A 23819-nucleotide genomic window follows, 5' to 3' on the forward strand; every position below is an offset into this window, starting at 1 on the left:
ATCGCCTTAACTGAAATGGCACTTGCTTAGCGGTACTGCGCAGGATTTGAAGCTGTCCCGGGGTGTTCGATTCGAGGGCGTCTGCAGCAGGGATGCTGCAGTCGAGCCTCCAGGGACGGATTCACGGCGTCCCTCGGATCGAATGCCGCGGGGCAGATTCACCAAAGTAAGTACCATTAGCCTTAGCTGAGTGAGGTACTCGCCGAATGGGCCAGGAGGTGGCCGTTGCGTGACGGATGATCCGATCGCTCCAGAGGGGGACCCCGCGGCCCGCGCCTGTCCGGATTGCGACCTGCTACAGGTCATTCCGGAACTCCCCCCGGGGGGCAAGGCTCGGTGCGCGCGTTGTGGTCGGATGCTTGCGACGCGGAGCTCCGCCCCGAGCGATCTTCCACTCGCGCTCACCCTCACCGCCTTACTGGTCCTGATCGTCGCCAATACGATGCCGCTGATGGGGCTGTCGGTCGCGGGGCGCCAGGCAATCACCACCATCGGCGGTGGCGCCTACCAGATGTGGCTCCAGGGCCAAGAGGTAACGGCCGTGACCGTGGCCTTCTGTGCGCTGATCGCCCCGGCTGGCTATATCCTGTTCATGCTGATCGTTCTCCTCGCGGCAAAGAGACCGCCGGCACCGCAGTGGGTCGGTGACATGCTGCGCTGGGCCGATGCGATGCAGCCATGGGCGATGGTCGATGTGATGATGCTCGGCATACTGGTCGCGCTCGTCAAGATTGCGGACCTGGCCCGGGTGGAGCCTGACATCGGCATGTACGCGGTCGGCATCCTGATACTGCTCTTTCCTGCCATTTCGGTCAGCCTGAATCCGGAGGAAATCTGGGCGCGGCTCGAGTGGGCCGACGGGGAGTCGCCGCTCCCGGCACCTGAAACTTCGACACCTGAGCCCCCGTCCTCCGGCTCGACACCATGAGGACATCCCCGCTGACTGCGGCTCAGGCCGGACTGGTAAACTGCGAGACCTGCGGTCTCCTGTCGCAACCGGCCAGTGCGGCGGAACCTGGCTATTGTCCGCGTTGCGGAATGGCGCTCGAATGGCGCCGCCCCCGGTCCATCCAGACCACCTGGGCGCTCGTCACCGCCGCGGCGATCTGCTATATTCCCGCCAATCTCCTGCCGGTGCTCGGCACGACCACGCTCGGGTCCACCGAATACGACACCATCATGGGCGGGGTGGTGTTTCTCTACACCACGGGGTCCTGGCCGCTGGCCCTCATCGTGCTGATCGCGAGTGTGATGGTCCCGCTCGGCAAGCTGGTCGCTCTCAGCTATCTGCTGATCACGGTGCAGCGTGGCTCGATTCGGAGCAACCGGGAGCGGACCCGGCTCTATCGCATGGTCGAGATCATCGGCCGCTGGTCGATGCTGGACGTGTTCGTCGATACCTTTACCGTCGCGCTGGTGCAGCTAAAGCCCCTCATGTCGATACAGCCTGGCCCCGGGGTGGCGTTTTTCGCGGCGGTGGTCGTGCTCACGATGATCGCGGCAAGCACCTTCGATCCCCGCCTGATCTGGGACGCGGGTGTCGATAAGGAGTTCCGAAATGCCTGAACCCGTCGACCACGAGACCCTTCCCCGGGCAACCCTGACGCCGAGAAGGCGCGTGCGGATCTCGGTCATCTGGCTCATTCCGCTGGTCGCCGCAGTCGTGGCGATCGGAATCGCGGTCAACCGCATCCTGAACGAAGGGCCGACGATTTCCATCGTCTTCAAAGCGGCTGAGGGCGTCGAGGCGGGAAAGACCTTCATCAAGTACAAGGACGTGAAGATCGGTCAGGTGACGGCGGTTAAGCTGGACGAGGATTACGATAAGGTCAGGGTGACCGCCCAGATCGACAAGGACGCGGAAGGACTCATGGTCGAGGACGCCAAGTTCTGGATTGTCGAACCGCGCATCACCCTGAGCGGGGTCTCGGGTCTGGGAACCCTGCTCTCCGGCAACTATATCGGCTTCGAAAAGGGTAGCTCGAAAAAGAGACAGCGCAGGTTTACCGGGCTCAAGGTGGCGTCGGTCATCACCATCGATCAGCCGGGCCGGCAGTTTGTGCTTAAGGCCAGCGATATGGGCTCCCTGGGGATCGGCTCGCCGATCTATTTTCGCCGTATCCGCGTGGGTCAAGTAATGGCCTACGATCTCGCTGCAGATGGAAAGGATGTCACGATCAAGGCCTTCGTCAACGCGCCCTATGACCAGTTCGTCACCCAGGAGACTCGCTTCTGGAACGCCAGCGGACTCGACGTCTCTCTGGGCGCGGACGGCCTGGACGTGCGCACGCAATCGCTGGTGGCGCTGCTCATCGGTGGCGTCGCGTTCGAGACGCCGACCTTCGCTGCCTCAGGCGAGCCCGCCGCCGCGGACAGTAGCTTCACCCTGTACGGCGACCGGACCACCGCCATGAAGCAGCCAGAAACGATTGCAAGACACTACGTGGTCTACTTCAGCGAGTCGATCCGCGGGCTATCCGCGGGCGCCCCGGTTACGCTCCTCGGAATCCCGGCAGGCGAGATCACCGAGGTGGGGATCGACCTGGACCCGGAGACATTAAACCCGCGCGCGCGGGTGGAGGTTGTTGCCTATCCGGAGCGCGTCGTCGCACGCCTGAACGCACAGCAGACGGCGACCGGCGAGGATATCGTTCGCAGCAAGCAACAAGCGAACGCCTTCTTTGAGCGGTTGGTCGAGGAATGGGGGCTGCGCGCCCAACTCCGCACCGGAAGCCTGATCACCGGACAGCGGTACGTGGCCCTGGATTTCTTTCCGGACGCTCCCAAGGCAGAGATCGACTGGAACAAGGAGATCCCGGTGGTTCCAACGGTACCGAGCACCCTGCCGGACCTGGAGGCCAAGGTCACCGGAATCCTCGACAAGCTGGACAAGATCCCCTACGAGGCGATCGGCAACGACACCAAGAAGACCCTCGAGACGCTCAACAAGGCGATCGAGCATATTGACGCAGGTATCACCCCGGAGTTGAAGTCGTCAATCGTCGAACTCCGCCGCGTGCTTGCAACCACCGACCGCGTGCTCAAGAACACGGACGCGACCCTGCTCGGCAAGGATGCCCCGGGTCAGCTCGAGCTGCGCGACGCCCTGCAGGAGGTGGCACGCGCCGCGCGCTCGGTGCGAGTGCTCAGCGACTATCTCGAACTCCACCCCGATGCGCTGCTTCGGGGTAAATCCGCGGAGAAGCCCTGATGAGACGACCCGCTACTCTCCTTGTTTCTGCGTTAGTCGCGATCCTCGTCGGGGGATGTGCGTCGCCGGTGTCGCGCTTCTATACCCTGAGCGCCACGACTTCAGCCGCCGAACCTGAATCCCAGCTGTCCGTGTCCGTAGGCCCGGTCTCCGTGCCGGCCGCGGTCGATCGTCCCGAGATGGTCGTCTCAATCGGCGCGAATCAGGTGCGGCTCGAGGAGTTCAACCGTTGGGTGTCGCCCCTGAAGGACGAAATCTCGCGCGTGGTCGCCGAGAACCTCGTCGCGATGCTGGGTACCGGGAAGGTGACCCAATCTCTCCAGGTCTTGAGCGGGGACGCGGCCTATCGCGCCTCCATCGAGGTGCAGCGCTTCGAATCGGCGCAGGGGGAGTCCGCTAGGCTGGATGCGGTTTGGACCGTGAGCCGAAACAAGGACGACAACTCCATGACAGGGCGTACGAGCGTGCAGGAGAAAGTGCAGCAGGAAGGCTACGAAGGGCTGGCCGCTGCGCACAGCCGCGCGATCGCTCGCCTGAGTCGGGACATCGCGGACGCGGTGCGGACGCTAGAGGGTGCGTCGCGCTGACGCGCATGACCTCCGAGCAACCGGGGACCCTGGCAACCGCTATTTCGCTGCCTTCATGAGTGCTTTCATTCGATCTTCACCTTCCGGGCCGACGAGAACCAGTGCTTCGTTGGTTTTGCTGTCAGGGTCCGGCTCGACAAGTAGTACAAAATCGAACGCTTCCGAATTCAGGTGATAATTCGCGATGTCGTCGGCGCTCAAGGTTTCATGACCCCCGCGCTCCGTCAGTGGAAATTCGATCGAGCCCTTGCCATCGATCGCGCGGTAAATGACTTCAGTGCAAACCTGCTTTGATGCATCGGCGAAGTCGAAGCGAAAATCGTAGCCGTCTCCCAGGTACGAGTACACCTCTACCAGAAAGGCCGCTCGTTCGGCATCACTCAGTCGCGGCCGCAGTACCAGCATGCGGTTGATGTGCGTATCCATAATGTGCTCAAGGTCATTGAAAATCACGCCTTCAGCCACGGCCTCAATCATGTCTGCCTGAGTTCCGTCAGGCAGGGAAGATTCCTGCAGATTCGCAGCCAGCTCCTGAACATCGAAGCGATCGTCGGGGGGCAATACATCCGCAGACAGGCCGAGCGATTCCCGATCGTCTTGTGCGCCTATGTACGTGATACCGTGTTTAAACGCTCCGGGTATGAAGATGTCACTCATGTAACCCGCGGTGTATGTAAGGACCAGATCTCCAGGTTCCAGCAGGCTGAATATCTCGCGTTTCTGCGCGTCGTTAAATACCAGGACGTGCGCGGAGGGGTTCTTCAAGCGACTGACATCTTTAAACAAAGACGCCCGAATCGCGTACAGTACCTTGTGTTGTCCCCTGATATCCTCCTTGGCCAGGGCTTCGGCTGCGGCGTGCGACGGATAATGCCTGGCAACCTGCTGCAGGCGTCGCTGCGCTTCATCATGCAACGCCGGAATCTGTCCGATAAGGTCCGAATACGCGGTGTCTGACCTGGCCAGCGCGGCAAGTGCCGATTGCGGATCGGCCAGCTCCTTGGCGTACAGGTTCTTGGCGTCCGCCACGGCATCAAGCAAGCCAGGGGCTGTCATGTTTGCCCGCATACGATCATAGGTCCCGAAAGGAATCTCCGACCGGAAAAAGGGCTCATTCATCAGCTTGATAGCGACCGGTTCTTCGGCAAACTGCTCAACGACAAATGCCGTGTGGCTAGCGATCAATAGCGTCGCTGTAATGGCAAGCACCTGTGCTTTCGTATCCGTTACGTCGTCCGGGAATTTAGCATCCAGCCCGCCGTATGAATCAACGAGATCCCAGAGAGTCGTCTGACTCGCCAGAAAGCGAAACAGCAGACCTTCCATCGCGTCGATTTCCTCGGCATCAAAGTAATCGCGGCCCTGCTTGCTTGGGTGAGGAAAGGCGCGAAACTCGGCGTCAAGCTCGTCCAGATGGGGTTCGATGGACTGAATGACCCGTAAATTCGAATCTACCGACGATGGCGTTATGACGACTTCCTTGGGGGATTCCTTTCCCCGTATGCCGGCGCAGCCGGAAACAAGCAAGGTCGTCAGTACGCCTAATGCGAATAGGGTTTTCATGAAATTGGCGGTGCTGGTCATCACTTAGGAAACCCCTGAACAATTGAGAGAAACGGATGCGGCGAAAGGCGCACGGAGCGCATCGGCCTGGACATATACCCGTCACGGACAGGTATATCAAGCAGATAGGCGAGGAAGCCAGTTCCACGCAACGCAGCATTCGCTGGCGCAGCCATTTGCTCAGAGGTTCCTTAGGCGATCCGGAAAACGCCATACCAGATCGCAGTGGCTTTTCGTTGATCATCAAGGCACGACAACCGTCACAGGCCCGAACGAGGGAACGGTTATCGCAACCTAAAGGTCGCAAGCGGATGGTACATCATATGACGCACATCTCCTCAAGTCGGTCACAACTTAAGGTGGTGATTGGCCCGATGATTTTGGAAAGGTGTGGCGAAGAATGTTTGAATCGGATCGCCGTCAGACACACAACACCATTCGTCCACCGGGCATAGTCCATGCCCATCATTGGGATGGTCCGGTGTCTGGCGAATCTGCCCCGGGTGATTCGATTCGAGGTATGCGGCGAATCCATACCTTCAGGGGCGTACTGCAGCATTCATGCTGCAGACGCCCTCGTACCGAATACCCCGGGACAGCCTCAATTCCTGCGTAGTTCCCCTTAGGCGATTGCCGGAAAATGGCATACCAGATTGCGCCAGATTTTCGTTCGTTATCAAGGCGCGATCACAGGCGCATCGTCGAACGATGTCACTGTTGTCGCAACACAGAGGACGGACGACAAAGACAAGCAGGATGGTATGTCATTTGACAGAAATCGCCTAAGTAGCCGCCTTTCCCTTAATTGGGCTCGATGTACAGGAAGCCGAGCCCCCCGGATATACCATAGCCTTCCTCGGTCTCCCCGACCAATGGCTGTAACGTGAAGTTGTTTTCGCCACCGCCGATGAGAACCTCCACACCACCACCCTTGTAAATTGAACCACTGAGCGCACCGCCGACGTACTTGCCCGCGAGCGCGCCCGACTTGACGTCCGTGGTGGCGGACAGGACCGTGTAGTAGAACTTCTCTTCCTTTTGTTTAAAGGTCAGAGTCAACCCGAGCGCGATGCCGGCCTCTCCTTTGTACTTCTCGACGCCACCACCCTTGCGATCGAAGTCACAAACGATGTCCGTGGTGCTGCGTATATACAGATTGTGCCGCGTTCCGGGTACCGTCTTGCATTTCAGAACGCCGATTTCGCCCCTCTTGGCCAGGACCGTCTGCACCGGCGCGAATGCCATGATCGCGCCCAGAAGCAGTACGAAGTATTTCGATGAGTTCATAAGTGTCGTTCTCCTGAATTGTTTGCCCAGCGAAATTTTAAACGACAAACAGCAAATTGAGTAGATGTTTCCCTGACAACGACCGACCCTGAGGCACAGCCATGCCTTACATCGACGCACAATCTGAAACACCCATTTTTCAATGGATTGTATACGTTCGCCCCAAACCGGAGTTCGCGCCGCAACGGGTCCGTCCCGCTGGCGGGGAGCATCCGGGCCCAAACTCGCTCCCTCCAGACCGATTTCTGCGGGTTCGGAGCCAGTGTCGGTCCTGGGGTGGCTCAGTCTCAAGCGTCGGCGCCCCTGGAGCAAGAACCGCCGGGACGGGTCTTGGCGTATACCGCCGCCGGCGCCATCAGCCTGAGTAAACCCTTCCCTATCGGAGCTTCGAACGGCACGACCCGGCGCGGCGCAATCTCCGGGGGTTGATCGGGTTCTTGGTTTGTCGCCCGGTTTTTCTATCGCTGCGCGGATATGGTCCCGCTGTTCCTGGCGTCAATTGTCAATCCGCATTCGGCCACGCCGCAGATAAAGCACCAGAACCACCACCGCGAGCAGGCTGATAACGATCAGATAAGGCTCGAGACTGTGAAACACCGAGAACACGCCCTTGATGTCCTTGTCGAGAAAATATGCGCCCAACCCCCAGAGCGCGACCCAGGCCACTGCCCCCAGTACATTAAAAATAGAAAACTTCCACCACGGCATTTCGAGGGTGCCCGCCACGATGCCGCTAAGCTGGCGCAGACCGTCGAAAAACCGGCCACCAAATACAAGACCACCGCCATAGCGATTGAAAAGGCTTTCCACCCGCTGCATTCGTGCCTCGCTGACACCCGCTTTTCCCAAAATCAGGCGACCACCCCAGCGCCCCAGCAGGTAGCCCAGGGTATTACCGAGCACCGCTGCCAGGAGAGACAGTCCCAGCACCAGCCCAATGGACATCCCCCCGCGCGCCGCCAGGATCGCCCCGGCCATGAGCATGGTCTGACCTGGGGCGGGTATCCCGAAACCTTCTACCAGCACGGCCCCGAACACCGCCATATAACCATATTGATCCAGTACCGGTTCCGCCAACGCACCGTAGTGATCCAGCGTGCTGGTGGCATCGGCTCCGAGATGCGCGAAGAATGCTCGCGCCATGGCGAAATAGTGATCGATAAGCGTCATGTTCGCAGCCCCGGAAATCTGATCCACCGAATTCGCGCCAGGGCCGAGAAAATCCTGCCCAAGCCGAGCGCCCTGTCGTTACCCTGGAACAAACCTCTTCCCCTTTCCTCGTTCTGGAAATAAAAGGCCATGTGCCAGACACTTAGCCGAGCCAAAGTTTCGCAGTGATGGGCTCCATGTAGTCAGATTTCCGCGTAGAACACTCTACTGTTCCAAGGAAAGACTGTTCCAAGGAAAGCTCGTTCGTAGTTCAGGGCTGGCTTTCTATCCGGTTGATCGCCTGTCTGATCTCATCCAGGATGATCTGCTGCGCCTTTGTTTCATCAGCATCGGGGATGGACCATTCCATCTCACTGAGATATTTATCAACCAGCGATATGACATCTTTGTCAAGCGCCTTGCGGCGTTTATCCATCTCGATCTCTTCCATTGAAGGCATGACAAACCCCCTGTGGGTTATGTGGTGTGATCTCCTACGGTTTGATAATGCCGTTAGGTCGATAAGGACGATGCGCCCGGACTTCATCAAGGCCAGGTCGCTATCAATCGACCATACAGAACACGGATATACGGACGCAGAGTCCTGCTTCTGATCTCACGCAATTCGAGTCCTTACAAAACGAGATAAACCACATACGGGTCAGCGCAGCGCAACCTGACATGATCCCATGCCTCCGCCGTTGTCCGTCCGCGTACGCTTTGTCGGGCGAACCCAACCTCCGGCAATATGATTAAGCATCGTTGGCTCATTTGCAATCATTGAGTCGCGCGCCGGCATCGCGGCTTCGATTCCCACATCGTGGAGCCTCCTCCAACCTATCGAACAGTTACCACCATCCTGTGGATTAGGAAGCGATATGAATCCTGAAGTCTATTCGGTCAAGTGACCACGCTAGCCACGCAGCCGGAAACAACCACCCGGTTCAGCGCCGATCGGAGGGCCGTCATTCCTTCGCTTCTTCAGCAATCTTCGCCGCATCGTGTGTGTTCTCGAACGCGAGGGTGGCTGAGTGAATCGCAACTGCAACCACGATCCCGGTGAAAACAATTCCGATGAATGCAATGATAACCGCGAGAATCTTTGACAGCTTTTGACTGGGATGTATATCCCCATAGCCGACTGTCGTTGCAGTGATGAAGGAATGATACAAGGCGTCCAGTTTCGACCAGCCTTCTATCTTCCCGATAAAGTGTCCCAGGATGACAATGATCAGTAACAGCGCAAGCAAGAGCGGGCCAGTATAAAACAGCCCGACAGCAAACAAATGGACAAAATCAAGAGTGAACTCCATGGGATTGTCCCGCTTTTCAGTAAAGGCGCAGGTCATCGCCCCTGGTCGGATGCGATTTTCGCGTTTAAGTTTCAGGATGCCGGTTTGTCAACCGCAGCGTCCGTAACCTTGACTTCCATACCCGGGCGAACCTTTTGCAGGCCTTCAGAGATGACGCGCTCGCCCTTTTTCAGGCCCTTCGTGACGATCCATTGCTGTTTGTGGGATGCGCCTGTCGTCACCATGCGTTTCTCGACCTTGTTGTCTTTGCCAACGATAAGGACGTGGGTACCCTCCTGGGTCTGAAGCAAGGCCTTTTCGGGAATCAGGAGCGCGTCGGGCTGGTGTCCAACGATCATCCGTAGCGGTATGTATTGTCCCGGTATGAGTGACCGCTGGTCACCCTGTTTCGGGTTTGGAAATTCAAAGCGTACTGTCAGTGTATCGGTTGACGAGTCAATCAGGCCGCTGATGTAATTCAAGTCACCTTGCTGGGGATAGATATTGCCGTCCGGCATGACCAGCTCAGCGGTAAATTCATTCTGCGCGGTTGGTGCCAACCCCTGTTCCTGCAGTTTCTGTACCCGGTAAACCTGCTCGCGGCTGATGTTGGAGACGACATAAACCGGGTCGATCTGAATCACCGTCGTCAACTCGGTTTCCTGTTCGTGCACCAGGTCGCCGACGTGCGCCAGCGTATCCTGAATGCGGCCGCTGAACGGCGCGGCGATCATCGTGAAGCTCAGGTCGAGCTTGACGTTTTCGATATCCGCCTTGTCCTTATCGATCGATGCCTGCGCCTCCGCCTCTCTGGCAACAGCCTTTTCCTTGTCTTCCACCGAACCGGCGCCCTTGCTGGCGAGCCGTTTGTAACGCGCCGCTTCACTGGCCCACAACTTAAGACTCGCCTGATCCCGCGCGAGTTGCGCCTGAAGCGACTCGAGTTTTGCCTGGTAAGGACGGGGATCGATCAGGTATAGCGGGTCACCTTCAGTGACGTTGGTGCCTTCGGTGAAGTTGCGCTCGAAGATGTAGCCCGACACGCGCGGCACAATCTTTACGGTCTTCATCGGCTGAACAGTACCCGCCACCTCCATAACGATGGGTACGGTTTCGTGTTTAACTTCGGAAACAACCACGCCGGGTGAGGGCATCTGGGGTTTCTGTTCGGATTTCTCACAGCCCGCCAATCCCAGCAATAGGCTGCACGCTGCGATAAGAACCGTTGCTTTGATCAAGTATCGATTGTGCACTGTTGTATGCATGGTAGTGGCCTGTTTCAGGCTTGCTGATCCTGTGGTTCTGCGCTGGAGGTATTTGCCGGACGCCCTGTCTTGCGTTCGCGCATGCGCTCTATCACCACATAGAAGATCGGCACGAACAGGATAAGAACGGTGGCCAGCGTGAGTCCGCCCACTACGGCGGTACCCAGAGAACGGCGCGCATTGGCGCCCGCACCGCTCGCCAGCACCAGTGGCATGAGGCCGAGGATAAAAGCGAACGCAGTCATCAGGATCGGCCGCAAGCGGATGCGTGCCGCCTCCATCGCGGCGTCGACGATGCCCGCGCCCTGCTCGTGCAGGTCCTTGGCGAATTGCACGATGAGGATAGAGTTCTTCGCCACCAGGCCGATCAGCATAACCAGGCCGATCTGGCCGTAAACGTCTAGATCCATGTTCCGCAGCACCAGGAATCCGATCGCTCCCAAAAGCCCCAGCGGAATGGCCAGCAGAATCATGACGGGCATGGACCAGCTCTCGTATTGCGCGGCCAGCACCAGAAACACGAAGATCAGCGACATGGCGAACACCACCGGCGCCAGGTTGCCGGCCTCCTTCTGCTGATAGACCAGGTTGGTCCATTCATAACCAAAACCCTCCGGCAGGACCGTATCGGCGAGTTCCTCCATGGCGGCATTGGCCTGCCCGGAGCTGTAACCCGGCGCGGCGCCGCCGTTGACCTGGGCCGAGCTGTATTCGTTGTAGTGTGGGATGTTGTACGCCCCTGTAATGGGCCGGATGCTGACAAACGCGCTCAGCGGGATCATCTTTCCTTCGTTGTTCCGCACCATGAGCCGAGTGATGTCATCATCCTGGAAGCGTGCATCCTTTTCGGCCTGAAGATAGACCCGGTACACCCGTCCGTACTGGTTATACTGGTTGACGTACAGCGACCCCAGGTTGATCTGCAGTGTATTGAAAATATTGTCCAGCGAAACACCACGGGTCTTGGCCTTCACCCGGTCGACCTCCAGGTAACGCTGCGGCACATCCGGGTCGAAGGTCGAATAAACTTTGGCAAGTTCCGGCCGTTTTCGCGCCTCGACGAGAAAATTTTGCAGCACCTTGGCCAACGCATCCACGCCTAGACTGTTGAGGTCCTGGATCTCGAAGTTGAAACCGCCGGTGGAACCCAGGCCGGGAATCGGTGGCGCGTTGGCCACCAGGATGACGGCTTCCGGGATCCCGGCCACCCGGGACTGAATGTGACCAATGATGCCCTCGAGCTGGGTTTCAGGGCTCTTGCGCTCGGCATAGGGTTTGAACACGACGAAACTGAAGGCTGCGCTCATGTCCTGAACCGCATCGATGAGGTTGTAACCCGGTACGGAAATGACGTCGGCAACGCCCGGCGAGCTCATCGCGATCTGGTTGATCCGATTCACCACCTGCTCAGTGCGCTGTATGCCCGCCCCGGACGGTAACTTGGTTAACACCATCACATAACCCTGGTCTTCGTCCGGCACGAAGGCGGAGGGCGTCGACAGGAACAGGACCAGGGCCAGGACACACAGGCCGGCAAAGACGATTCCTACCGGCACCCAGACCCCGGAGAGGGTCTTCACCGCGTTGGCGTAACCATTGGAGAGCCGGTCAAAGGCGGTGTTGAATGCGCGAAAGAAGCGATTCTTTTCACCAGTCTCCGGGCGCAGCAGGACCGCCGCGAGCGCCGGGCTCAGCGTCAGGGAATTGAAACCCGACAGGCCGACCGCAATGGCAATCGTCAGGGCGAACTGGTTGTAGAGCTGACCCGTCATGCCCGGGATGAACGCTACCGGGACGAATACCGCCATCAGCACGATGGTGGTGGCGATGACCGGCCCACGCACCTCCGACATGGCCTGCTCGGTAATCTTCTTCATATCGGTGGCACCGGCTTCCAGGTGACGGTTGACGTTTTCCACCACCACGATGGCATCGTCGACGACCAGCGCCACGGCGACCACCAGACCCAGCAGGCTGAGGGTGTTGATAGAAAAGTCGAAGGCCAGCATGAAGACGAAGGTGCCGATCAGCGAAACCGGGATGGCGATCGTCGGAATCAGGGTACTGCGGAAGTTCTGCAGGAACACGAACACCACCAGCATGACCAGCAGGATGGCCTCCACCAGCGTAATAATGACTTCGCGGGTGGATTCCTCAATGAAGCGGGTCGTGTCATAGTGCACGCTCCATTCCAGATCGTCCGGGAAATGCACCGCCAGGTCGGTCATCACCTCGCGCACCGCTTTGGCGATCCTGATCGAATTCGCGTTGGCCAGCTGGTAGACGGCAATGGCGGCGGTGGGCTTGTTGTTGAGGCTGGTGGACCAGGAGTAGTCTTCCGCACCCAGTTCCACTCGCCCCACATCCTTGATCCGTACCACGGTGCCGTCTGGATTGGCGCGAATAACGATCTCCTCGAACTGCTGCACGCTCTCGAGGCGACCCAGGGCGTTCAGCTGAAAGGCGAATGCCTGGCCATCAGGCGCCGGCGGGGCACCCAGCTTGCCCGCCGCGACCTGGTTGTTCTGTTCTTCGACGGCGTTCTCCACGTCCATCGCCGTCATGCCCATATTGGCCAGCCTGTCCGGATCCAGCCAGATGCGCATGGCGTACTTACGCAGACCGAAATTGTTGATCGAGGCTACCCCGTCGATACGAGCGAGGCGATCAGTGATATGGATGTCCGCATAATTCTGCAGAAAGGCCTGGTCGAATGTGCCGTTGGGGGACGTCAGGTTAACGATCAGCACGATATTGCTGGAGTGCTTTTCGATCGTCAGCCCGACCTGGTTCACCTCGGGCGGCAACTGGGACAGGGCCTGGTTACTGCGGGTCAACGCTTCCATCTGGGCGATGGACTGGTCATAGCCCACCTCGAAGGTCATGGTAATGAGCGAATTGCCGTTGTTGGTGCTGTTGGAGGACATATAGACCATGCCCTCTGCCCCGTTGAGCTGTTCTTCCAACGGCGTGGTGACGGTATTGGCCACCACGTCGGAACTGGCACCGATATACTGCGTGGAGACCTGGATCTGGGAGGGCACCAGCGGCGGGTACTGCGCAATAGGCAGCACGAACATACTGACAAGCCCGGCCAGGATCATCATCAAGGCGATGGCAGCGGCAAATACAGGGCGGTTGATAAAGAAGTTCATGGAATACCGGTCTTTACCCGCGGCAGGAAACGGGCAAGCTGTCCATTTGGGTCCGAGGTTGCTGTGTGAGCAGGCAGGGTCTGGATGGGCAGGTCATCCGTGCTTACATCCGTAACCAGGAGGCTGGGGAGATGCGCCAGGAGCAGACGCGGTTACAGGGCCTTTAGCGACAACTGGCCCCCTCGGGGACTCCATCAAACCACCCCCTCTGGGGCGCTGATTGGTAGAAACTCATGATTATACGCTTGTATGGCGGCACACCCGGGATATTTCGCGATCGCAACGAGAGGAGGGAGTGCGTCGAGTATTGAGCGGAACATGATTCGACCATTCCCTTGCGCCTGCCACGCCAACCCGTTTCGCCGCCCGGGCAGGTGCCGGGTAAGCTTTCGGGCAATTATCCCGTTGACCCTGTGACGTGCTCGGAAGGGTGTGTGGCGCCCTCGACAGGATTCGAACCTGTGACCTATCGCTTAGGAGGCGATTGCTCTATCCTGCTGAGCTACGAGGGCAGGGCGAGCGAGTATAGCAACCCCGTTACGGCACCTGCCACCGCCGCGATTCCCCATCTTTTCCCGGCTGGCCAACGGATCGCGCCGCAACCCTTGCTCTAACGGCATTCACCCACGGAATCCGCCCGGCAACGGCGGCGGTCGACCCACATGGTCTTGTCGAGCCGGGCGTCTTCGAAGTTGGCGTCGAGGATCACGGCCTCCTCGAGCCTGGCCCGGCTGAGGTCGGCGCCACTGAAATCCGCGTACTGCAGGTTGGCGCGTTGCAGGTTCGCACCGGCAAGGTTCGCGCCGCTCAGGTTCGCATCCTCCAGCGAGGCGCTGGTGAGATTCGCGTCGGAAAGGTCGGCCCCGCTGCCATCGATTTCCTCCAGCGACGCCTGTTCCAGATTGGCACCCTGGAGGTTTGTGCCCTTCAGCGTCGCGCCCTTCAAATTGGCCTGGTAGAGGGTGGCTTCCGGCATGCGTGCGCCGGACAGATCGGCCTTTGCCAGGGTGGCGCGTCCGAACTTGGCGGAGTCCAGCAGACTGTCGACCAGCAGGGCGCCGCCGAGATCGGCGTTGGTGAAATTGGTCCGCTTCAGACGGGCCCCGGAGAGGTCCGCGCCAGAAAGGTTCGCGAACCCGAGATCGGCGCCGTCCATCTTGGCGCCCGTCAGGATGGCGCCTTCGAAACGGCTGCGGACGAGTGTGGCGCTGCGCAGATCCACCTTGTTAAGGTCGGCGCCGGAGAGGTCGCAGTCCAGCCAGAGGACGCCCCGGGCCGGCGGATCTTCGCAGGCGGCCTGCACACAGGCCGATGGGGCCATCGCCAGAATCGCGAGCAGGGCCGGAATCATCAACAATTCGGCGAGTGTGGCAGCTGCGCGCAGGGATCGCGCGCCGGGGGCGCATCGGGATCGATCGGGGTGTGGGCGTTCCATCCGGGGGTCTTGACGGGAAAAGCCGGAATTATACGCGAATCCGCGCGATCAGGATGGCCGGGTCGGCCAACTATCGTCGGGACCGCAATGGGATTAGAATGGAGGGTCAAGTCTACCCGTGGATGCTGATCGACCACAGATGACGGGAACCCGACCAGAGATGCAGGATGCATCCGGACGGTTGCTGCGCGATCTGCGCATCTCCGTGACGGACCGGTGCAACTTCCGTTGCACCTACTGCATGCCCAAGCATATCTTTCACTCGCATTACCGGTTCATTCCGCGCTCGGATCTCCTGAGTTTTGAGGAGGTCGCGCGGGTGGCGGGGTTGTTTGCCGCCCTCGGTGTGAGGAAGATCCGCATTACCGGGGGTGAGCCGCTGGTGCGTCGCGATGTCGAGCGGCTCGTGGCAATGCTGGCGAAGGTCGAAGGTATCGACGATATCAGCCTGACCACCAACGGCTCGCTGCTGACCCGGGAAAAGGCACGGACGCTCCGCGATGCGGGCCTGCGGCGGCTCAACGTCAGCCTGGACGCGCTGGACGACGAGACCTTCCATGCGATCAACGACGTCAGTCTTCCGGTCAGCCGAGTGCTCGACGCGATCGACAACGCGGCGGCCGCCGGTCTGTCCCCGGTCAAGGTCAACATGGTGGTCAAGGCCGGTCTCAACGAGGGCGATATCGTCCCCATGGCCAGGCAGTTCCGGGAAACACCCCATATCGTGCGTTTCATCGAGTTCATGGATGTCGGATGCACCAACGGCTGGCGCATGGACGACGTGGTTCCGGCCCGGGAGATCGTGGCGCGAATTCACAAGGAGTTTCCCCTGCGGCCGGTGGACCCCAACTATCCGGGAGAGGTTGCCCGGCGCTGGCGCTATCTCGACGGTGGGGGCGAGATCGGGGTGATCGCTTCCGTCACCGAGCCGTTCTGCGGCGGCTGCGGCCGCGCAAGACTTTCGGCGAGTGGTTCGCTCTATACCTGCCTGTTCGCGACCGGCGGACACGACCTGCGCGCGATGTTGAGAAGCGGGGGGAGTGACACAGAGATCCTGGATTGTCTGCGGGCAATCTGGAGTCGGCGAACTGACCGTTACTCGGAGATCCGCGGCGAACAAACCGATAGGCCCTTGTCCAGGGTCGAGATGTCCCATATCGGGGGCTGAGGCGGGTCCTGAGTGCAGCGAGCGTTGTACCCTACCTCCCGTGGGGATGCTTTGCAGCAAACTGGCGCTAAGTTATCCTATGCAAGCGAGATACCCCGCAATCGGTCAGGCGTCATCGGCGACCGGCACGGGACTCAGGAGTTCCACCAATCCGACTCTCCCGCCGCTGCGTGCTGAGACCCTGGCGGGAGCAGCCTTCCGGGAGTGTGCCAGGCCCCGGGCCTTTCAGCCCCGATAGGCGCCCTGACACGGCCCGGGCCTCGGAGATTCGCGCGGCACGCAGGGTGCGGTCGCGGTGCCGGTGGACGAAGGTCGATACGCGAAACCGACATCCACCGTCCCGAAAGGGACGGGGGCGCGCTTTGGCTGCGCGTAGAATTCTACCCGTCCGGAGGTGTCAAACGACTCCGGCAACCCCGAAAATCGATGGCGAGAGGGTGAGTGATACAATGAATCAGCGGACGTTGCCTCCAAGGCAGGGACTGTACGACCCGGAGAACGAGCACGATGCCTGTGGCGTCGGGTTCGTATCCAACATCAAGGGACGGCAGAGCCACGAAATCGTTGCGCAGGGCCTAAAGATACTCGAGAACCTGGCACACCGCGGGGCGGTAGGCGCCGATCCGCTGGCCGGAGACGGGGCGGGTATCCTCCTCCAGATTCCGGATGCATTTCTCCGCGTGGAATGCGCCGCGCTCGGTGTGTCCCTCCCCGCCGCGGGGGAATACGGCGTCGGCATGATCTTCATGCCCCGGGTCGACGGAGTGACCGCGAAGTGCCGTGGGCTCGTCGAGACGATGGCGCGCGAAGAGGGGCAGGACGTTCTCGGGTGGCGGCAGGTCCCGACCGACAGCGCCTGTCTTGGCGAAAGCGTCAAGCCCCTGGAGCCGGTCGTTGCCCAGGTTTTCGTCGCCCGAGGCGAAAACTGCCCCGACCAGGACAGCTTCGAGCGCAAGCTGTTCGTGATTCGCAAGCGGATCGAGAATGCGGTGCGGGATTCGGGTCTGCAACGTCGCGGGGAGTTCTACATCCCCTCAATGTCCTCGCGAACCCTGCTCTACAAGGGGATGTTTCTGGCGAATCAGTTGGCCAGCTACTACCCGGATCTGAAAGACGAGCGACTGGTCAGCGCCCTGGCGCTGGTCCATCAGCGATTTTCCACTAACACCTTCCCGACCTGGGAACTGGCGCAGCCGTTCCGGATGATCTGCCACAATGGAGAGATCAATACCGTGCGCGGCAACGTCAACTGGATGCTCGCGCGCCGCCACATGATGGCGTCCAGCGTGCTTGGGGAGGACCTCGACAAGCTCTGGCCCCTGATCGCCGAGGGACAGTCCGACTCGGCCAGTTTCGACAACGCCCTCGAACTGCTGGTTCATGGCGGTTATTCGCTGGCCCACTCGATGATGATGCTGATTCCCGAGGCTTGGGCCGACAATCCGCTGATGGACGATCGTCGCAGGGCCTTCTACGAATATCACGCCGCCCTGATGGAACCCTGGGACGGCCCGGCGGCGGTGGCCTTCACGGACGGGCGGCAGATCGGTGCCACCCTCGACCGCAACGGCCTGCGTCCCGCTCGTTATCTGATCACCGACGACGATATGGTGGTGATGGCCTCCGAGATGGGCGTACTCGACGTCCCGGAGGAACGCATCGTCAAGAAGTGGCGCCTGCAACCCGGCAAGATGTTCCTGATCGACCTGGAGCAGGGCCGCATCATCGACGACGCCGAGATCAAAGAAGAACTGGCAGCAGCCAAGCCGTATCAGGAGTGGCTGGACCGGACCCAGATCAAGGTGCGCAGCCTCCCGCGGGAGGTCGGGCCGATGGCCCCGGATTCGAGCACGCTGCTGGACCGGCAGCAGGCCTTCGGCTACACCCAGGAGGACATCAAGCTCCTGATGATGCCGATGGCGGTCGCCGGGCAAGAAGGTATCGGCTCGATGGGCGCCGACAACCCGATCGCGGTGCTGTCCAATCTGGCCAAGCCGCTGTTCAACTACTTCAAGCAGAATTTCGCACAGGTCACCAACCCGCCAATCGACCCGATCCGCGAGGAACTGGTTATGTCCCTGGTGTCTCTGATCGGCCCGAGACCGAACCTGCTCGGACTCGACGAGGCGGGGACACACATGCGCCTGGAGGTCCAGCAGCCGATCCTGACCAATTCGAGCTTGGGCCGCATTCGCCATATCGAGGATTACACCGGGGGCGCATTCCGTACCTTTACGCTGGACATGTGCTACCCCGCCGAGGCGGGCGCGAGCGGGATGGAAGCGGCACTGGACGCCCTGTGCTGGAGTGCCGAGAAGGTGGTCGGTGAGGGTTACAACATCATCATCCTCTCCGACCGCTGCATGGACGCGGACCGGGTCGCCATACCGGCGCTTCTGGCGACCTCTGCGGTACACCACCACCTGGTGCGTGCGGGTCTAAGAACCTCGGCGGGTCTCGTCGTCGAGACCGGGGCGGCGCGGGAGGTGCACCACTTCGCCGTGCTCGCCGGGTACGGCGCCGAGGCGATCAACCCCTACCTCGCGCTCGATACGCTGTCGCGGTTACGTCACGGCCTGCCCGAGACCCTCGGCGAGGAGGAGATCCATCGCCGCTACATCCGCGCCGTGGACAAGGGCGTGCTGAAAATCATGTCCAAGATGGGGATCTCGACCTACCAGTCCTACTGCGGGGCGCAGATCTTCGACGCGGTAGGGCTGTCGAGCGAATTCGTCGAGCGCTACTTCACCGGCACCGCGACGACCATCGAGGGGGCGGGCCTGCGGGAGGTGGCCGAGGAGGCGGTACGCTGGCATCGCGACGCCTTCGGTAATGCCCCCGTCTATCGCGATCACCTGGACGTCGGCGGCGACTACGCCTATCGCCTGCGCGGCGAGGACCACGTCTGGACCCCCGAGTCGATCTCGAAACTGCAGCACGCAACGCGCGCCAACAACTTCGAGACCTACCAGGCCTTCGCGAGCGGGGTCAACGATCAGAACGAACGCCTGCTGACCCTGCGCGGCCTGTTCGAGTTGAAATCCGCCGCCGAACCGGTGCCGCTCGAGGAGGTGGAGCCGGCGGCGGAGATCGTGAAGCGATTCGCCACCGGAGCGATGTCGTTTGGCTCCATCTCCTACGAGGCGCATACCACGCTGGCCGTTGCCATGAACCGGATCGGCGGCAAGTCCAACACCGGCGAGGGTGGCGAGGAGCCGGAGCGATTCGTACCGCTGGAGAACGGCGACTCGAAGCGCTCGGCGATCAAGCAGGTGGCCTCCGGCCGGTTCGGGGTGACGACCGAATACCTGGTCAATGCCGACGACATACAGATCAAGATGGCCCAGGGCGCCAAGCCCGGCGAGGGGGGTCAGTTACCGGGCCACAAGGTGGACAGCACCATCGCCCGCGTGCGGCACTCCACCCCGGGTGTCGGTCTGATCTCCCCGCCGCCGCACCATGACATCTATTCCATCGAGGACCTGGCGCAGCTCATCCACGACCTCAAGAACGTCAACCCCCGGGCGCGCATCAGCGTCAAGCTGGTCTCGGAGGTCGGGGTCGGCACGGTCGCCGCGGGGGTGTCCAAGGCGCATGCGGACCACGTGACCATCGCGGGTTACGACGGCGGTACCGGCGCCAGCCCGCTGACCTCGATCAAGCACGCGGGATCTCCCTGGGAGATCGGACTGGCCGAGACGCATCAGACCCTGGTGCTCAATCGCCTGCGGGGACGGATCGCGGTCCAGGTCGACGGCGGGATGCGCACCGGGCGCGACGTCGTCATCGGCGCGCTGCTCGGGGCGGATGAGTTCGGGTTCGCGACCGCACCCCTGATCGTCTCGGGTTGCATCATGATGCGCAAGTGTCATCTGAACACCTGCCCCGTGGGTATCGCCACGCAGGACCCCGAACTGCGGCGCCGCTTCACCGGCAGTCCCGATCACGTGGTGAACTACTTCTTCTTCGTCGCCGAGGAGGTGCGCCAGTGGATGTCCCGGCTTGGGTTCCGCCGCTTCGACGACATGGTGGGCCGCAGCGATCGTCTGGACATGCGCCGCGCCATCGACCACTGGAAGGCCAGGGGCCTGGACTTCTCCCGGATCCTGAGCCGCCCGGAGGCAGGGCCGGGGGTTGCCGTCTACAACTGCGAGACACAGGACCACGGGCTGGAGCGCGCCCTGGACCACGAACTGATCCGTCAGGCACAGTCCGTTCTCGACGGCGGCAAGCCGGTGCGGATCGAGACCCCGGTGATCAATCGCAACCGGTCCGTCGGCGCGATGTTGTCCGGGGAAGTGGCCCGGCGTTTCGGGTATGAGGGCCTGCCGCAGGACGCGATCCACATCAAGATGCGCGGCACCGCAGGACAGAGCTTCGGCGCCTGGCTTGCCGCCGGGGTCACGCTCGAACTCGAGGGCGACGCCAACGACTACGTCGGCAAGGGACTGTCCGGGGGGCACATCGTGATCTATCCTCAGGCGGTCAGCCGGATCGTCCCTGAGGAGAACATCATCGTCGGCAACACCGTCCTGTACGGCGCCATTAGCGGCGAGTGCTACTTCCGGGGTGTGGCGGGCGAGCGTTTCGCGGTGCGAAATTCCGGTGCGATCGCGGTCGTCGAGGGCGTCGGTGACCACGGTTGTGAGTACATGACCGGCGGGATCGTCGTGGTGCTGGGGGCGACCGGACGCAACTTCGCCGCCGGTATGAGCGGGGGCATCGCCTACGTCCTCGACGAGGCCGGCAGCTTCGAGCAACGGTGCAACCTGGCTATGGTCGAGCTGGAACCGATCGCCGAGGAAGACAAGGCCCTGGAGCAACTCGATCATCAGGGCGGGGACCAGGAGACTCACGGCAAGGTGGATATTCGCCATGATATGACCCGCCACGATGCCAGCCGGCTTCGGCGTCTGGTGGAGCAGCATCTGCACTACACAAACAGTACCCGCGCCCGGGAGGTCCTTGAAAAGTGGGAGGCCTTCCTTCCCCGTTTCGTGAAGGTGATCCCGGTGGACTACCGTCGTGCCCTCGAGCAGATGAAGGCCGCACGGGAGAACGAATCCGTCGCCGAAGAAATGCAGGGAGGCCACTAGATTTATGGGCAAGCCGACAGGATTCATGGAGTACGATCGCCAGGAGCGGACCTACGCCCCGCCGTCGGACCGTATACAGAACTTCAAGGAGTTTGTCATCCCGCTGACCGACGACGATGTCAGCCGCCAGGGCGCCCGTTGCATGGATTGCGGGATCCCGTATTGCCACCAGGGATGTCCAGTCAACAACATCATTCCCGACTGGAACGATCTGGTATATCGGCAGGAATGGCGCCAGGCCCTCAAGGTCCTGCACTCGACCAACAACTTCCCCGAATTCACGGGAAGGATCTGCCCGGCCCCCTGCGAAGCTGCGTGTACCCTGAACATCGACGACTCGCCGGTGACCATCAAGACAATTGAGTGCTCGATCGTCGACAAGGGATGGGAAAACGGCTGGATCGAACCGGAGATCGCCCCGCATCGGACCGGTCGTAAGGTGGCCGTTGCGGGTTCGGGACCCGCGGGCCTGGCCTGTGCGCAGCAACTGGCCAGAGCCGGCCACCATGTGGAGGTCTATGAAAAGAACGAAGGCATCGGGGGGCTGCTGCGTTTCGGTATTCCGGACTTCAAGATGGATAAGGCGCTCATCGACCGGCGAATCGGACAGATGCGCGCCGAGGGCGTGCATTTTCATCCCAAGACCCATGTCGGGGTCGACATGCCCGCGAAAAAGCTGCTGGAGCGTTTTGACGCCGTGATCTTGACCGGCGGCTCCGAACAGCCGCGCGATCTTCCCGTCGAGGGCAGGGAACTCGGCGGCGTCCACTTCGCCATGGAGTTCCTCGCACAGCAGAACCGCCGCCTTGCCGGTGTCGAGATCCCGGAAACGGAGGCCATCCTGGCGGCGGACAGGCACGTCGTCGTCATCGGCGGTGGCGATACCGGCTCGGACTGCATCGGCACGTCGATCCGGCAGGGCGCACTATCCGTCACCCAGCTCGAGATCCTCCCCAGGCCACCGGAGAAGGAAGACAAGGGGCTCACCTGGCCAAACTGGCCCAACAAGCTGCGGACTTCCAGTTCCCAGGACGAGGGCTGCGAACGCAGGTGGTCGGTGATCACGCGTCGCCTCACGGGTGACGGGCAGGGCAGCGTCGCCACCCTGCACGGCGCCGAGGTCTCATGGGAAAAGGACGAGACCGGCGCGTGGCGCATGAGCGAGGTCGAAGGGAGCGAATTCGAACTCAAGGCCGACCTCGTGCTGCTCGCGATGGGATTCGTCCATCCGGTGCACGAGGGGATGCTGGAGGAGATCGGCGTCGGACTGGATCCCCGTGGCAATGTCCAGGGGGACACCGAGGGGCCGGGTGCCTACCGTAGCTCGATCGACAAGGTATTCTCGGCGGGCGACATGCGCCGGGGCCAGAGCCTGGTCGTCTGGGCAATCCGCGAGGGCCGCCAATGCGCCCGAGCCGTCGACGAATACCTGATGGGATCCAGCGACCTGCCGCGCTGAGCAGGGCCCTATCGCCCGCACCTCACCCGGTTCCAGCACCACGGGGAGCCGCCCCGTCCGCTTGGCGCGAACGATGCCGTCTATACTCCCGAATTATCGTCTACGACAGGTAATGTCTGACATCAAGAAAATATGACAAAGAATAATCGATCGAGATATATTTTAATTCGTCCCATACTGAAGACGAGATGTTGGACGATGATCTTGAAAGAAAAGACATGGAAAACGCGATCCTAAAGGGCAAAATTGACAAGAAAATGACGCGTGACGAAAGAGGAACGAGGTACCGTATTGAGGGGCCAACAAGAGATGGTAGATTGATCCACGTAATATGTATGTTTCGGGAAGACATCAATCTCACAATCATCGCCGTGTACGCACTATAAAGAACGTTAAGCGCCAACATTGGCTAAACAAAAAACTGTATATCGTTGAGAATGTACAAGCAGAGGTTTGCACAGAGCGTGGTGAGAGGGACTTCCATGCAAACACTCTAGATGCACTTGATGCATATCTTTCCGAGCAGCATGTTGTAAAAGAACAGCTTAACGTTAAGGTCGTGAGTTTCAATCAGGCAATGGCTTGACACGCGGGTAAAGCTGACCGTCTACTGCGCATCGAGCTCGTAGCAATGCTAAGCCATCTTGCGGGCGCAGTAGGCGCCAGCTTGCCCGTGACTTTATCGCGCCACTAGGATCTCAAGAAAATGATAATTACGTTGAAGCTAGAAAGCGTGTTTGGGAGTTTTGATAAGGCGTCAGAGGATTGGTACAGGATGATTGAAATTGAATCTGACTCTGATTTGGAGGCTTTGCATCTTTGTATACAAGATGCTGTAAATTTCGAGAACGATCACCTGTATGAATTTTTTATTGCGAACTCATTTCATAGCTCCGAGAAAAGAAGATTTGATAATGAAAATCAAGGATTGTGGGAACATTCAGTAGGCGACTTGTTTCCTTTGCCAAAAAACAAAAAGCTTTTTTACTTATTCGACTATGGAGATAGTTGGTATTTCAGAATCACTAAATCAAGAAAGAAGATAAAACAAAAAGAGGCTGGCGTAAGTTATCCAAGGGTCGTCGAAAAAATAGGAGAGAATCCAGAGCAATATCCTGATCATGAGTATTAATTCAAGAAATCGCCTAGCTG

The 23819-nt window shown here is 60.2% G+C and carries 17 protein-coding genes and 1 tRNA gene; 9 read left to right on the forward strand and 9 right to left on the reverse strand.

Annotated elements, in window-relative coordinates:
• The first annotated feature begins 229 nt into the window (after positions 1-229).
• From LJE91_06785 to LJE91_06800, 4 genes are read left to right on the forward strand one after another with little or no spacing between them, the layout of a single operon-like run.
• On the forward strand, positions 230-928 hold the full coding sequence (locus LJE91_06785; GenBank protein MCG6868432.1) for a paraquat-inducible protein A: 699 nt from the start codon (positions 230-232) through the stop codon (positions 926-928).
• On the forward strand, positions 925-1566 hold the full coding sequence (locus tag LJE91_06790; GenBank protein MCG6868433.1) for a paraquat-inducible protein A: 642 nt from the start codon (positions 925-927) through the stop codon (positions 1564-1566). The genes LJE91_06785 and LJE91_06790 overlap by 4 nt, the downstream gene beginning before the upstream one ends.
• Positions 1559-3211: an MlaD family protein gene (locus tag LJE91_06795; GenBank protein MCG6868434.1), complete on the forward strand. Its 1653-nt coding sequence runs from the start codon at positions 1559-1561 to the stop codon at positions 3209-3211. The genes LJE91_06790 and LJE91_06795 overlap by 8 nt, the downstream gene beginning before the upstream one ends.
• On the forward strand, positions 3211-3798 hold the full coding sequence (locus LJE91_06800) for a PqiC family protein (GenBank protein ID MCG6868435.1): 588 nt from the start codon (positions 3211-3213) through the stop codon (positions 3796-3798). Before LJE91_06795 ends, LJE91_06800 begins: the two co-directional genes overlap by 1 nt.
• 39 nt (positions 3799-3837) lie before the next feature.
• On the opposite strand, the gene LJE91_06805 is transcribed toward LJE91_06800, so the two are convergent.
• From LJE91_06805 to LJE91_06845, 9 genes are all read right to left on the reverse strand, one after another.
• The gene (locus tag LJE91_06805; GenBank protein MCG6868436.1) at positions 3838-5382 is read right to left on the reverse strand and encodes a hypothetical protein; all 1545 of its coding nucleotides are present in this window, start codon (positions 5380-5382) and stop codon (positions 3838-3840) included.
• A gap of 780 nt (positions 5383-6162) precedes the next feature.
• A complete protein-coding gene (locus LJE91_06810) occupies positions 6163-6648 on the reverse strand; it encodes a DUF992 domain-containing protein (protein MCG6868437.1) in 486 nt (161 codons plus the stop codon).
• 495 nt (positions 6649-7143) lie between these two features.
• Positions 7144-7818 carry a DedA family protein gene (locus LJE91_06815; GenBank protein ID MCG6868438.1) on the reverse strand — a complete coding sequence of 225 codons (675 nt, stop codon included), beginning with the start codon at positions 7816-7818 and terminating at the stop codon, positions 7144-7146.
• A gap of 250 nt (positions 7819-8068) precedes the next feature.
• Positions 8069-8248: a hypothetical protein gene (locus tag LJE91_06820; GenBank protein ID MCG6868439.1), complete on the reverse strand. Its 180-nt coding sequence runs from the start codon at positions 8246-8248 to the stop codon at positions 8069-8071.
• A gap of 514 nt (positions 8249-8762) precedes the next feature.
• Positions 8763-9110 carry a potassium channel family protein gene (locus tag LJE91_06825; protein ID MCG6868440.1) on the reverse strand — a complete coding sequence of 116 codons (348 nt, stop codon included), beginning with the start codon at positions 9108-9110 and terminating at the stop codon, positions 8763-8765.
• Between the two features lie 71 nt (positions 9111-9181).
• On the reverse strand, positions 9182-10243 hold the full coding sequence (locus LJE91_06830) for an efflux RND transporter periplasmic adaptor subunit (GenBank protein ID MCG6868441.1): 1062 nt from the start codon (positions 10241-10243) through the stop codon (positions 9182-9184).
• 125 nt (positions 10244-10368) lie between these two features.
• Complete coding sequence (locus tag LJE91_06835) at positions 10369-13509, reverse strand: multidrug efflux RND transporter permease subunit (GenBank protein MCG6868442.1); 3141 nt, start codon at positions 13507-13509, stop codon at positions 10369-10371.
• 435 nt (positions 13510-13944) lie between these two features.
• Positions 13945-14021 (reverse strand) — tRNA-Arg (locus LJE91_06840).
• Positions 14022-14119: 98 nt separating this feature from the next.
• Entirely contained in the window at positions 14120-14860 is a 741-nt protein-coding gene (locus tag LJE91_06845; GenBank protein ID MCG6868443.1) for a pentapeptide repeat-containing protein, read from the reverse strand.
• 244 nt (positions 14861-15104) lie between these two features.
• Between LJE91_06845 and moaA the strand changes: the two genes are divergently transcribed.
• From moaA to LJE91_06870, 5 genes are all read left to right on the forward strand, one after another.
• A complete protein-coding gene (gene moaA / locus LJE91_06850) occupies positions 15105-16112 on the forward strand; it encodes a GTP 3',8-cyclase MoaA (GenBank protein ID MCG6868444.1) in 1008 nt (335 codons plus the stop codon).
• A gap of 449 nt (positions 16113-16561) precedes the next feature.
• Positions 16562-21208: a glutamate synthase large subunit gene (gene gltB / locus LJE91_06855; protein ID MCG6868445.1), complete on the forward strand. Its 4647-nt coding sequence runs from the start codon at positions 16562-16564 to the stop codon at positions 21206-21208.
• A 4-nt stretch (positions 21209-21212) separates the two neighbouring features.
• Positions 21213-22667, forward strand: a complete 1455-nt coding sequence (locus tag LJE91_06860) for a glutamate synthase subunit beta (protein ID MCG6868446.1) — start codon at positions 21213-21215, stop codon at positions 22665-22667.
• Positions 22668-22822: 155 nt separating this feature from the next.
• Positions 22823-23053 carry a DUF4258 domain-containing protein gene (locus LJE91_06865; GenBank protein ID MCG6868447.1) on the forward strand — a complete coding sequence of 77 codons (231 nt, stop codon included), beginning with the start codon at positions 22823-22825 and terminating at the stop codon, positions 23051-23053.
• A 389-nt stretch (positions 23054-23442) separates the two neighbouring features.
• Positions 23443-23799 carry a plasmid pRiA4b ORF-3 family protein gene (locus LJE91_06870; GenBank protein ID MCG6868448.1) on the forward strand — a complete coding sequence of 119 codons (357 nt, stop codon included), beginning with the start codon at positions 23443-23445 and terminating at the stop codon, positions 23797-23799.
• Positions 23800-23819: the final 20 nt, after the last annotated feature.

Source organism: Gammaproteobacteria bacterium (assembly GCA_022340215.1).
GTDB lineage: Bacteria > Pseudomonadota > Gammaproteobacteria > JAJDOJ01 > JAJDOJ01 > JAJDOJ01.

Excerpts from the sequence above, each read along its gene's own strand:
- LJE91_06790 (MCG6868433.1), top strand. The coding sequence starts at position 925 with ATGAGGACATCCCCGCTGACTGCGGCTCAGGCCGGACTGGTAAACTGC.
- LJE91_06795 (MCG6868434.1), top strand. The coding sequence starts at position 1,559 with ATGCCTGAACCCGTCGACCACGAGACCCTTCCCCGGGCAACCCTGACG.
- LJE91_06800 (MCG6868435.1), top strand. The coding sequence starts at position 3,211 with ATGAGACGACCCGCTACTCTCCTTGTTTCTGCGTTAGTCGCGATCCTC.
- LJE91_06805 (MCG6868436.1), bottom strand. The coding sequence starts at position 5,382 with ATGACCAGCACCGCCAATTTCATGAAAACCCTATTCGCATTAGGCGTA.
- LJE91_06810 (MCG6868437.1), bottom strand. The coding sequence starts at position 6,648 with ATGAACTCATCGAAATACTTCGTACTGCTTCTGGGCGCGATCATGGCA.
- LJE91_06815 (MCG6868438.1), bottom strand. The coding sequence starts at position 7,818 with ATGACGCTTATCGATCACTATTTCGCCATGGCGCGAGCATTCTTCGCG.
- LJE91_06820 (MCG6868439.1), bottom strand. The coding sequence starts at position 8,248 with ATGGAAGAGATCGAGATGGATAAACGCCGCAAGGCGCTTGACAAAGAT.
- LJE91_06825 (MCG6868440.1), bottom strand. The coding sequence starts at position 9,110 with ATGGAGTTCACTCTTGATTTTGTCCATTTGTTTGCTGTCGGGCTGTTT.
- LJE91_06830 (MCG6868441.1), bottom strand. The coding sequence starts at position 10,243 with ATGCCCTCACCCGGCGTGGTTGTTTCCGAAGTTAAACACGAAACCGTA.
- LJE91_06835 (MCG6868442.1), bottom strand. The coding sequence starts at position 13,509 with ATGAACTTCTTTATCAACCGCCCTGTATTTGCCGCTGCCATCGCCTTG.
- LJE91_06845 (MCG6868443.1), bottom strand. The coding sequence starts at position 14,860 with ATGATTCCGGCCCTGCTCGCGATTCTGGCGATGGCCCCATCGGCCTGT.
- moaA (MCG6868444.1), top strand. The coding sequence starts at position 15,105 with ATGCAGGATGCATCCGGACGGTTGCTGCGCGATCTGCGCATCTCCGTG.
- gltB (MCG6868445.1), top strand. The coding sequence starts at position 16,562 with ATGAATCAGCGGACGTTGCCTCCAAGGCAGGGACTGTACGACCCGGAG.
- LJE91_06860 (MCG6868446.1), top strand. The coding sequence starts at position 21,213 with ATGGGCAAGCCGACAGGATTCATGGAGTACGATCGCCAGGAGCGGACC.
- LJE91_06870 (MCG6868448.1), top strand. The coding sequence starts at position 23,443 with ATGATTGAAATTGAATCTGACTCTGATTTGGAGGCTTTGCATCTTTGT.